Source organism: Actinomadura sp. NPDC048394, from assembly GCF_040651755.1.
In the GTDB taxonomy this organism is placed as follows: Bacteria; Actinomycetota; Actinomycetes; order Streptosporangiales; family Streptosporangiaceae; genus Spirillospora; species Spirillospora montaniterrae.
On the sequence record NZ_JBEZJL010000051.1, the window covers coordinates 65177 to 76388 of the forward strand.

The window sequence follows — 11212 nt, forward strand, 5'->3', positions numbered from 1 at the left end:
CGTCCGGGTGATCGTACGCCCGTCACGCCGCCCGGGACGCGGGGACGCGTCCGGGAGCGAGCGCGGCGAGGGCGCGGTGCCCGTCCCGTTCCGCCCGTTCGACCCGTTCGGCGGGCAGCGCGCCCTGCCACCATTCGCCGGACGCGACGTCGACCGCGTCCCGTACGTCCACCAGCGCGGACGCCAGGCGATCGCGTGCCCGCGCGGCCTCCGGCGGTTCCGGGGCGCCGGCGGCGAGCGCGCGGGCTTCGGCCGTGGCGGCGTCGAGCCGGGCGAGGGCGGCGCCGATCCGGCCGGTGGCGCGGCGGTTGGTGACGAGCGCGCAGCTCAGCAGGCCGGCCGCGACGCCCACGCAGGTGTCCAGCCAGCGTTCGGCCGCGAGCCTCCCGGCGGGCTGGAGCGCGGCGAGCTGGACCATCAGCAGCGCCATCGGCGTCACGAACACGCTGCCCAGCCAGTAGTTGCGGGCCATGGTCGCCTCGGTGCAGAACTGCAGCGCCATCACGGCGGCGACCAGCGCGAGACCGCCGGCGCGGGTCGTCGGGAGCAGCACGGTGAACAGCGCGAGCCCGGCCAGGTTGCCGACGGCGCGCTGCAGGCCGCGGCGCCAGCTCAGGGTGATGTTGGCCTGGAAGACGGCGGCGGCGGTCACGACCGCCCAGTACGGGCGGCCGACGCCGAGCGCCATCGACGTCCAGCCGGCCAGCGCGGCGCCCATGGCGACGCGGGCGGCGACGGGCAGCAGCGGCGAGCCCGGCCGCAGTGCCCGCAGCAGTCCTCGGACACCGCGCGGCGCGGCCGCGGCGCGGTCGGCGGCGATGCCCGCGAGCTCGCCGTCCTCGCCGGGGCGGGCGGGCGGGCGCGGGACGGGCCGGTTGCGCCGCAGGTCGACGGCCCAGCCGGCGAGGCGGTCCGGGTCGTCCGGGGTCCCGGCGACGACGGTCCCGGCGTGCACGAGGAGGCGTTCGAGGCGCCGCCGGTTCGCGGCCCTGGCCGGGGTGCGGGCGCCGGCGCGCAGCAGCGTGTGCCAGGCGGCGTTGATCGCGGCGGCCGCGTCGTGGCGGGCGCGGGCCGCGCCGTCCGGGTCCGCGGCGGCGAGCCTCGACGCCGCCTCCAGGGCCCGGGCCACCGCCGTCCGCTCGGGGCCGTCGGGCCGGACGAGCCCGGGCGCCATGGCGACCAGCCAGGCGACCGCGCCGCCCGCGAGGCCGAGGGCCAGGTGGAACGGGACGTCCGCGAGCCGCGCGCCCGGAACGAACAGGCAGCTCGCCGTGACGAAGGTGAGGATGAGGCCGCCGGGCGGGCCGGTGCGCGCCGCGTCGCAGAGCGTCTTGTGCACGGCGGCGAGCAGCGCGGCGACCGCGACGCGGATCGCCGCCGAATCGGTCGAGGCCGCCGTGACCAGCGCGATCCCGACGCTGGCGAGCATGCCGAGCACCATCACCGCCATGAAGCGGGCGCGGGAGGCGTACGGCTCGCCATGCGAGTAGATCGCGCACAGCGACCCTGCGGAGGTGTAGAGCGCGAGGTCGAGCCGGCCTAGCGCCAGCAGGACCAGCGCCGGCACGCCGAACGCGACCGGCGCGCTCAGCGCGGCCTTGTGCCAGACGTCGGCGGCCTTCCCGATCCTCAGGACGCCGCGCAGCGGAAGCGGCCGGATCCGGACGGCCGGGGCGCCGATGCTCTGCTCGCTCACCCCTAAAGCTTAACAAGTAATTTACTCGTGAAATATATGGGCGGGGTGTGCTTCCCGCCACGTCCCGCCGGGCCCCGCTAGCCCTTCAGCCAGGGATAACGGGCCGTGTCGCCGCCCGCGTAGTCCGGATCCAGGTAGATGAACACCCGCTGGATCTTCCAGTCGCGGATCTCGAACACGTCGCACCACCGGCCCGCACCCCACTCGGGCACGCCCGCCCGCCACGGCCCGTCCCGGTGCTCGCCGTGGCTCGTGCCCTCGACCACCAGCGTGTCCCCGCCCGAGAACACCCAGTTGAAGGCGGCGTAGTGGTGCTCGATCGCCTTGATCGTCGCACCGACGTCGCCGAACAGCCGTCCGATCGCCTCCTTGCCGGTCGCGAGGCCCCACTTCGGGAAGTAGACCTGCGCGTCGTCGGCGAACAGGTCCAGCAGCGGCGCGCCGTCGGACGTCACCCCGCCGTTGTCGAACCCCTTGAGGTACTCCAGCGCGACCGACTTGCGCTGCTCGTCCGTCATCGTCTGCCTGCTGACCGCCAACCGCCTCACCCGTCCCGTGCGCAGAGGGAGCCGCCCCGCAGACCGTACCCCGGCGGGTGTCCCGCCGTTAGCCCCCGATCGCTCCCGCCGGCCCGGGCGACGCGACGCGCGGGGTCCCGGCGGAACAATCCTGACGCGTCAGAGGTTAGGGTTACCTAATTACAACTGATCCATTTCGGCGGAGGTCCGCATGGCCACGGAACCGGTACGCAAGGGGCGCAGGCTCAACCGGGGGACGGTGCTGCGCACCGAGCGCCTCACCCCGCACATGATCCGCGTGGTGCTCGGCGGCGAGGGCCTCGCCGGCTTCGGCGCCGGCGCGTTCACCGACCATTACGTGAAGCTGCTGTTCCCGCAGCCGGGCGTGGAGTACCCCGAGCCGTTCGACATGGAGAAGGTCCGCGCCGAGATGCCGCGCGACCAGTGGCCGAGCGTGCGGACCTACACCGTCCGCGCCTGGGACCCCGACGCGGTCGAGCTGACGATCGACTTCGTCCACCACGGCGACAAGGGCATCGCCGGGCCGTGGGCGGCGAGCGTCCGGCCGGGCGAGGAGATCTTCTTCAACGGCCCCGGCGGCGCGTACGCGCCCAGCGCCGACGCGGGATGGCACCTCCTCGTCGGCGACGAGAGCGCGCTCCCCGCGATCGCCGCGTCCCTCGAGCGGATCCCCGCCGGCGCCCCCGCCCGCGTGTTCATCGAGGTCGCGGGCCCCGAGGAGGAGCAGGACCTGCGCGCCCCCGCCGGCACCGAGCTCGTCTGGCTGCACCGCGACGGCGGCCAGGTCGGCGACCTGCTCGTCGAGGCCGTCCAGAAGCTCGACTTCCCCGAGGGGGACGTGCACGCGTTCGTGCACGGCGAGGCCAACTTCGTCAAGTCGCTCCGCCGCCACCTGCGCGTCGACCGCGGCCTGCCGATGGAGCGGCTGTCGATCTCCGGCTACTGGCGCCGCGGCCGCGACGAGGACGGCTGGCAGTCGAGCAAGCGCGACTGGAACCGCGAGGTCGAGGAGGAAGAGGCGCGCGCCCTCTCCTAACGGCGACCTCCGCTCGCCAGCGCTCGCTGCGCTCGCCGGGCATGGGCCCGCCCACGTACACGGGCGACCTCCGCTCGCCGACGCTCGGGTCAGGCGGTGGCTTGGGTCTGGTCGTCGAGGTCGGGGCCGTCGTCGTCGGCGAAGCCGGGGAGCCAGCGCTCGGCCTCCGCGCGGTAGTCGCCCTCCGCCTCCAGCTGGCAGAGCACTCCGCCGCCGCCCGCCAGGGCACGGCTCACCGCCAGGTACTGCGGCGGCAGCCGGAACTGGCGGGCGAGCGCGCCCGGCCGCATGTCGGAGGCGAGGCCGAGGCCGCGGGACGTCTGCTCGCGCATCCATTCGCGGGTGTAGCGGAACCGGTCGACGGCGAACGGCGCGGCGTGCGGGGTGACGAGCGCGGCGACCTCGTCGGGGTCCACCTCCGCGTCGGGCGCGAGGAAGCCCTCCTCCCACAGCGCGTCGACGATCGCGTCGGGGTCGCCGAGCGTGCCGATGCGCAGCAGCCGGCCGATCGACCACTGCAGCTCGTCGGGGACGTGCGCGGCGCCGCCGAAGTCCATGACGCCGAGGCGCCCGTCGTCCAGCAGCCGGAAGTTGCCGGGGTGCGGGTCGATGTGGATCATCTCGCAGCGGGACGGGCCGGACAGCAGGAAGCGGAACAGCAGCAGGCCCGCCCGGTCCCGCTCCTCCCGGCTCCCCTCGGCGATGACCTTGGCCAGCGGCGTGCCGTCCAGCCACTCGGTGACCAGCACGTTCCCGGACTGCGCGACGACCGCCGGGACGACGAAGTCGGGGTCGCCGGCGTAGGCGTCGTGGAAGGCGGTCTGGGCACGGGCCTCGTCGACGTAGTCGAGCTCCTTCTGCAGCCGCCGCTTCAGGTCGGCGACGACCGGCTTGACCTCGACGCCGGGGAACAGCGGCGTGATCACGCGGCTCAGCCGGGAGATCTGGTTGAAGTCGCTCATCAGCGCGTCGGCGGCGCCCGGGTACTGGACCTTGACCGCGACGGTCCGCCCGTCGTGCCAGACGGCCTTGTGCACCTGGCCGATGGACGCGGCGGCGGCGGGCCGGTCGTCGAACTCGGCGAACCGGTCGCGCCAGTCCGCGCCGAGCCCTTCGGCGAGGACCTTGTGCGTGGTGGCGGCGGGCATCGGCGGCGCGGCCTCCTGGAGCCGGGTGAGGCTCGCGCGGAACGGCGCGGCGACCTCCTCGGGCAGCCCCGCCTCGAAGATCGACAGGAGCTGCCCGACCTTCATCGCGCCGCCCTTGAGCTCGCCGAGCACGGAGAACAGCTGCTCGGCGGTGCGGCGCTGGACCTCCAGCGCGACGGCCTCGGCGGGCCGGCCGATGGTGCGCTTGCCGAAGCCGAGAGCGGTGCGCCCGGCGAAGCCGAGCGGGAGCGTCGCCAGTTTCGCGGTGCGCGTCACCGCGCGGCGGGGGATGTCAGTCACGGCCCGGCCGTCCCTCGTTCGACAGTGCGTCCAATGATCTCCAGCCTCTCATGGCGGGCGAATGCCACGAAATAGTCATTCCCGCTAAAAACTTCAGCGCTCAGACGGGCTCGGAGATTCCCTCGCCGTCCCGCGGCCGGTGTCCCGCGCCGGCGGGCGCGTCGTGCCGGCAGGGCCGCAGCAGCAGCTCCACGACCTCGAGGGCCTGCTCGATCTCCGGCCGGTTCCCGCCCAGGTAGTGCGCGTACATGAACGAGTCGGCGATGCGGACGACGGCCTGGGCGAGCGTCCGGGTCGGCAGCGGCACCGCCAGCGCGCCGCGGTCGATCTCCCGCTGCAGCTCGAGGGTCAGCAGCTCGGTCGCGCGGTCCTCGATGGTGCCGGGCATCGTCGCGAGCCGGATGAACAGCCGGGGCTCGCGCTCGGTGAACGCCTTGAGCGGCGCGGCGTCCACCACCGCCCGCATGAACCGGTCCAGCACCGTGAGGATCCGCTCCGGGCCGGTGCCGCGCACGCCGCGCGCGGCGACCCGGTACGTGCGCTCGGTCATCTCCGCCAGGACGGTGCCGAGCAGCTGCTCGCGGCTGCCGACCCACCGGTAGAGGGTGGCGCGGCCGACGCCCAGCTCGGCGGCCAGCGCGGACATGTCGATCGGCTCGCCCCGCAGGTAGTGCGCGGACGCCGCGGCGAGCGCGGCCTCGGGCCCGGCCGGGCGGCGCGCGGGCGCCGGGGCGGAGGACGGGCCGGGAGGCCCGCTCGGGGGAACAGAGCTGCCGCTCATCCGCCCAGCATGACACAGCGGGAAGGATGCGCCGCCAGGCGAGCGGAGCCGGATCGGGACGCCGGTCAGGCGCCCGCGACGCGGTCGATCAGCGCGGCGAGCAGCGCCGTGCGCGGGACGACGGAAGCGAGGTCGAGCCACTCCCCCGGCGCGTGGTCGCAGCCGCCCACGGGCCCGAGGCCGTCCAGGGCGGGCACGCCGAGCGCGGCGATCAGGTTGGCGTCGGCGCCGCCGCCGGTGGCCGCGTCCCGGACCGGGACGCCGACCGTCCGCCCCGCCAGGACGGCCTCGGCGGCGAGGCGGGCGGTGGCCTCGCCGCGCTCCCACGGCGGCATCGGGGCGTGCTCGGTGACCTCTGCGGTAACGCCGTCCACGCCGTGGTCCAGGGCGAGGCGGCGGATGTCGGCGATCACCGCGTCGAACGCCGCGGCCCGGTCGCCCCGCACGTCCACCACCAGCCGCCCGGAGGCGGCCACCACGTTCGGCGCGGACCCGGCGGCCAGCACGCCGACGTTGACGGCGACGCCGGGACGGGTGCCGTTCAGCGCCTGGCACGCGACGGTCAGCCGCGCCGCGGCGAGCGCGGCGTTCGCCCCGCGTTCCGGCTCGATGCCGGCGTGCGCGGCCCGCCCCCGCAGCGTGATCTCGAGGTCGGTGACGCCGCTGCGCGCGGACACGAGGTCGCCGTTCTCGCGGGCGCCCTCCAGGCACAGGGCCGCGGCGGCGCCGCGCGCCTCCCGTTCCAGGACGGCCCGGCCGAGCGGGGAGCCGGTCTCCTCGTCGGGCGAGCAGACCAGGACGATCTCCCCGTACCGTTCGGCGCCGAGCGCGATCAGCGTCTCGACCGCGGCGATCCCGGCGAGGAGGCCGCCCTTGTCGTCGCAGACGCCGGGGCCGTGCGCGCGGCCGAGCGCCGCGTCGACGCGGAAGGGCCGCTCGGCGGCCGTCCCGGCGGGGAACACGGTGTCGAGGTGGCCGGCCAGGACGATCCTGGCGCGGCCGGTGCCGCGGCGGCGGGCGACGACGGCGGTCCGGCCGTCCGGCAGCGGGTGCTCCTCGGGGTCCAGCCCGGACTCGCGGGCGTACCCGGCGACGAGGCGGGCGACCCGGTTCACGCCCGGGACGTCGGCGGTGCCGCTGTCCGCGGCGACCAGCGCGGCCAGCCGCGCCAGGTAGCGGTCGCGGCCCGTCCCGGCCGCCGCCAGCAGCGCGTTCCCGTCGATCGCGGCCGTTCCCATGACACCTCGCGAACGAGAGACTACCCGGAGTGATCAAGGGTAGTCGGTAGGTGTGAAAGAGAGAAGCGGGGACGCCGGACGCAAGGGCCGGCTGCTGATCATTGGCGGGGCGGAGAACCGGACCTGCGGCTCCGGGCCCCTGGAGACGTTCGTCGAGCTGGCCGGCGCGGAGGACGCGCGGATCGTCGTCGTGACGACCGCGACGGAGGTCCCCGAGGAGGTCGCCGAGGAGTACACCGCGGTGTTCGGACGGCTCGGGGTGCCGTCGGTGCGGGAGCTGCGGCTGCTCGGCCGCGCCGCCGCCGACGACGCCGCGACGCTGCGCGCGCTGGACGCGGCGACCGGGGTACTGTTCAGCGGCGGCGACCAGTCGCGGATCCGGACGCTGGTCGGGTCGCGGACCAACGAGCTGCTCAAGCGCCGGCTGAAGCAGGAGGGCCTGGTGATCGCCGGGACGAGCGCCGGCGCGACCGCGATGGGCCACTGGATGATCCTCGGCGGCCACGGCCACGAGGTCGCGGCGTCCAGCGTGAAGGTGGGACCGGGCCTGGCATTGCTGGACAACGTGCTGATCGACATGCATTTCAACGAGCGGGGGCGGCTGCCGAGGCTGCTCAGCGGCATCGCGCTGGACACCCGGCTGCTGGGCGTCGGGATCGACGAGGACACCGCGATCGTGGTGGGCGACGGGCAGTTCCAGGTGGTCGGGACCGGGGTGGTGACGGTCGTGGACGCGGGCCAGTCGACGGTCGCCTACGCCGCGTCCGACGACGAGCCGATGGCGATGTTCGACGTGTCCCTGCACCTGCTGCCCGCCGGCTGCTGTTTCCAGATGCACGATCGGCTGCCGGCGATCGGCACGATGCGCGGGCCCGGGGAGGAATAGCCGTGCGGTTGGACCATGTGCGCCGCCTCGGCGGCCCGAACGTCTATCTGAACCGTCCCGTCGCCGTCGCGCGGCTGGACCTGCAGGGCCTGACCGGGCACGAGACGACCGACCATCCCGGTTTCGCGGAGCGGCTGGTGGCGGCGCTGCCGGGGCTGCGCTCGCACCACTGCTCGGCGGGCCGGCCGGGCGGGCTGCTCGAGGCGATGGCCCGCGGCACCTATTTCGGCCATGTCACCGAGCACGTGACGCTGGAGCTGTCCGGCCTGATCGGCCGGGAGGTCTATTTCGGCCGGACGGTCCGCGCGGGCGGCCCCGGCGACTACGAGCTGATCCTCGAATGCCCGCGGGACGAGCCGCCGGGCGGGGACGTGGTGGAACGGCTGATCGAGCTGGCGGTGCGGACGGTGACCGCGGCGCTGGCCGGGACGGTGCCGGATCCCGCGGCGGACCTCGCCCCGATCGCGGCGGCGTACGAGGAGAGCAGGCTCGGGGTGAGCACCGCCGCGCTGGCGCGCGCCGCCCGCGAGCGGGACGTGCCGGTCCGCCGCGTCGGCGATCTGAACCTGCTGCGGCTCGGGTACGGGCGGCACCACCGGATGGTGTGGGCCGCGATGACCGACGGCACGTCCGCGATCGGGATGGAGATCGCGGCGGACAAGCGGCTGGCGCACAAGGTGCTGGCGGACGCGGGCGTCCCGGTCCCGGAGGGCCGGGTGGCGCAGTCGCCGGCGGAGGCGCTCCAGGCGCTGCGGGAGATCGGCGCCCCCGTGGTGGTCAAGCCGCTGTCGGGGCATCAGGGCGAGGGCGTGCACATCGAGCTGTCGGAGCCGCCGGAGGTCGTGGCGGCGTTCACGTCGGCGGCGGGCGAGGAGGGCCGCGCCGACGCGTGCGGGGTGCTCGTCGAGTCCTACATCCCGGGCCGCGACTACCGGGTGCTGGTGGTCGGCGGGCGGGTCGCGGCGGCGGCCGAGCTGACCGCCGCGCGGATCACCGGGGACGGGACGTCCACGGTCGCGGAGCTGGTGGAGCGGGTCAACGCCGACCCGGCGCGCGGCGAGGGCCACGACCGCCCGCTGACCCGGCTCGCGCTCGGCGCGACCGAGCTGGCGCTGCTGGCCCGGCAGGGCCACGGCCCGGACTCGGTGCCGGCGGACGGCGAGACGGTCCGGCTGCGCCGCAACGCGAACCTGTCCACCGGCGGGACGAGCCGGGACGTCACCGGCGACGTGCATCCCGAGGTCGCCGCGATGTGCGTGCGGGCCGCCGCGACCGTCGGGATGGACGTGTGCGGCATCGACCTGCGGCTGCCCGACATCGGCTCGCCGCTGCCCGCCGAGCGCGGCGCCGCCGGGATCCTGGAGGTGAACGCCGCGCCGGGGCTGCGCATGCACCTGGCCCCGTACGAGGGCGAGCCCCGCGACGTGGCGGGCGGCATCGTCGACCTGATGTACCCGCCGGGGACGCCGTCGCGGGTCCCGGTCGTGTCGGTGACCGGCACCAACGGCAAGACCACCACGGTCCGGATGATCGCGCACATGCTGGAGCTGGACGGCGTCCGCACCGGCATGACGAGCACCGAGGGCGTGTACGTGGGCGGCCGGCTCGTGCACCGGTCGGACGCGTCCGGGCCGCGGTCGGCGGAGATGGTGCTGGGCGACCGGTCGGTGGAGGCGGCGGTGCTGGAGACGGCGCGCGGCGGGATCGTCCGGCGCGGCCTCGGCTACGACCGCGCCGACGTCGCGGTCGTCACCAACATCACCCGCGACCACCTCGGCATGGACGACACCGAGTCGCTGGACGACCTGACCGACATCAAGGCGCTCGTCGCCGAGCAGATCCGCCGCGGCGGCCGGCTGGTGCTGAACGCCGAGGACGGGCCGTCGGCGGGGCTGGCCGGGCGTCCCGCGGTGCGGCGCCGGGAACCGGAGCTGTGCTACTTCGCGATGTCGGCGGACGCGCCGGTGCTCGTCCGGCATCTGGAGGGCGGCGGCACCGGGTACTGCGTCGAGGACGGCTGGCTGACGGAGGCGCACGGCGGGCGCCGCACGCGGGTGCTGCCGGTGGAGGAGGTCGCGGGCGCGTTCGGCGGCCGTGCCGGGCACGTCGTCGCGAACGCGCTGGCCGCGCTGGCGGCCGCCCGGGCGCTGGGCGTGCCGGTGGACGTCGCCGCCGAGGCGCTGCGCACCTTCGAGCCGCACACCCGCAATCCGGGGCGCGGCTGCGTGTACCAGGTCGGCGACAACCCGGTGCTGGTGGACTACGCGCACAACCCGGCGGCGGTCGCCGCGGTCGGCGCGTTCGTGGGGGCGCGCTGGGGCGCGGGCGGCGTCGCGGCCGTGACGCTGCCCGGCGACCGGTCCGACGAGCTCGTCGCCGAGACGGCCCAGGCCGTGGCGGGCGCGTTCGGGCGCGTCGTCGTCTACGAGGACGAGGACCTGCGGGGCCGCCGCTCCGGCGAGATGACCCGGCTGATCGTCCAGGGGCTGCGGGAGGGCCGCCCGGACGTGCTGCACCACCCGGCGGGCGACCTCAAGGGGGCGCTGACCTCCGCCCTGGACATGGCCGGGCCCGGCGAGCCGGTGCTGCTGCTGTACGAGAAGCTGGAGCCGGTCGTCGAGCTGCTCGAGACCCTCGGCGCCGAGCCCGCGGCGCCCTGACCAGGACGTCTCGGCACTAGGACGTCTCGGGGCTAGGACGTCTCCGGGACGGGAGGCCGCAGCAGTAGGACGGCGACGGCCAGCAGCGCCAGCACGACGATCCCGTCCATCCAGTAGTGGTTGGCGGTGCTGACGACGACGGCGACGGTCGCGATCGGGTGCAGCAGCCACAGCCACCGCCAGCGCGTCCGGCACGTGACGATGAGCCCGATCGCGATGATCGCGGCCCAGCCGATGTGCAGCGACGGCATCGCCGCGTACTGGTTGGCCATCGTGTCGTGCTGCGGCGACCCGTACACCGAGGGGCCGAAGCGGGCGGCGGTGTCGATCAGGCCGGTGGCGGGGAGCATCCGGGGCGGCGCCAGCGGGACGAGCAGGTGCAGCGCGAGCGCCCCGGCGGTCAGCGCGACCAGCACCCGGCGGATCCACCGGTAGTGCGCGGGCCTGCGCAGGTAGATCCAGACCAGGAACAGCGCCATCGCCGGGAAGTGGACGTAGGCGTAGTAGCAGTTGGCCACGTGTATCAGGAACTGGCTGTGCAGCAGCCCGTGCTGGAGGTGCAGCTCGCTCGGCAGGTCGAGGGCCCGCTCGATGTCCCAGATCCGGTGCGCGTTGCCGAACGCCTCGCTCACCCGGTCGTTGGCCAGCAGCCGCCCGAGCTTGTAGACGGTGAACAGCACCGCGATCAGCAGCAGCTCGCGGACCGCCCGCGGCCGCCCGCCCGGCCGTCCGCCGCCCTGGCCCCCCGGTCTGCGCAGCCGCGCGAACGACGAGACCGGCCGGGACGGCTGTTCGAGGAGGCTCATGTGCGGTCCTTCGACGGGCGGGTCCGCCGCGCTCGGCCGAGGCGGCGGCTGCTGGGGCGGGCTTCTGCAAGGCCTCCGCGACCGGGTCGAGCAGGGCGGGAGCGCCCTTGCGGAGCTGATGC

Annotated in this window: 9 protein-coding genes; 3 read left to right on the forward strand and 6 right to left on the reverse strand. The window is 75.3% G+C overall.

Going from position 1 to position 11212, the window contains the following annotated elements; genetic code table 11:
- Positions 1 to 22: 22 nt before the first annotated feature.
- Positions 23 to 1696 (reverse strand): FUSC family protein, encoded by a 1674-nt coding sequence (locus tag AB0C78_RS32535; protein ID WP_360755360.1) that lies wholly within the window; start codon positions 1694 to 1696, stop codon positions 23 to 25.
- Between the two features lie 77 nt (positions 1697 to 1773).
- Positions 1774 to 2235 (reverse strand): nuclear transport factor 2 family protein, encoded by a 462-nt coding sequence (locus AB0C78_RS32540; RefSeq protein WP_360755362.1) that lies wholly within the window; start codon positions 2233 to 2235, stop codon positions 1774 to 1776.
- A gap of 190 nt (positions 2236 to 2425) precedes the next feature.
- On the opposite strand from AB0C78_RS32540, the gene AB0C78_RS32545 reads away from it, so the two are divergent.
- Positions 2426 to 3271, forward strand: coding sequence for a siderophore-interacting protein (locus tag AB0C78_RS32545; RefSeq protein WP_360755364.1), 846 nt, complete (start codon positions 2426 to 2428; stop codon positions 3269 to 3271).
- Positions 3272 to 3360: 89 nt separating this feature from the next.
- Here the strand turns inward: AB0C78_RS32545 and AB0C78_RS32550 are convergent, their stop codons facing one another.
- The 3 genes from AB0C78_RS32550 to AB0C78_RS32560 form a co-directional block, all read right to left on the reverse strand.
- Positions 3361 to 4719, reverse strand: a complete 1359-nt coding sequence (locus tag AB0C78_RS32550) for an AarF/ABC1/UbiB kinase family protein (protein ID WP_360755367.1) — start codon at positions 4717 to 4719, stop codon at positions 3361 to 3363.
- Between the two features lie 100 nt (positions 4720 to 4819).
- Entirely contained in the window at positions 4820 to 5500 is a 681-nt protein-coding gene (locus AB0C78_RS32555) for a QsdR family transcriptional regulator (RefSeq protein WP_360755369.1), read from the reverse strand.
- 65 nt (positions 5501 to 5565) lie between these two features.
- Complete coding sequence (locus AB0C78_RS32560; protein WP_360755372.1) at positions 5566 to 6738, reverse strand: M20/M25/M40 family metallo-hydrolase; 1173 nt, start codon at positions 6736 to 6738, stop codon at positions 5566 to 5568.
- Between the two features lie 52 nt (positions 6739 to 6790).
- On the opposite strand from AB0C78_RS32560, the gene AB0C78_RS32565 reads away from it, so the two are divergent.
- Positions 6791 to 7624, forward strand: a complete 834-nt coding sequence (locus AB0C78_RS32565; RefSeq protein WP_151541196.1) for a cyanophycinase — start codon at positions 6791 to 6793, stop codon at positions 7622 to 7624.
- A gap of 2 nt (positions 7625 to 7626) precedes the next feature.
- Positions 7627 to 10284: a cyanophycin synthetase gene (gene cphA / locus AB0C78_RS32570; RefSeq protein WP_360755375.1), complete on the forward strand. Its 2658-nt coding sequence runs from the start codon at positions 7627 to 7629 to the stop codon at positions 10282 to 10284.
- A 32-nt stretch (positions 10285 to 10316) separates the two neighbouring features.
- On the opposite strand, the gene AB0C78_RS32575 is transcribed toward cphA, so the two are convergent.
- The gene (locus AB0C78_RS32575; protein ID WP_360755378.1) at positions 10317 to 11090 is read right to left on the reverse strand and encodes a phosphatase PAP2 family protein; all 774 of its coding nucleotides are present in this window, start codon (positions 11088 to 11090) and stop codon (positions 10317 to 10319) included.
- Positions 11091 to 11212: the final 122 nt, after the last annotated feature.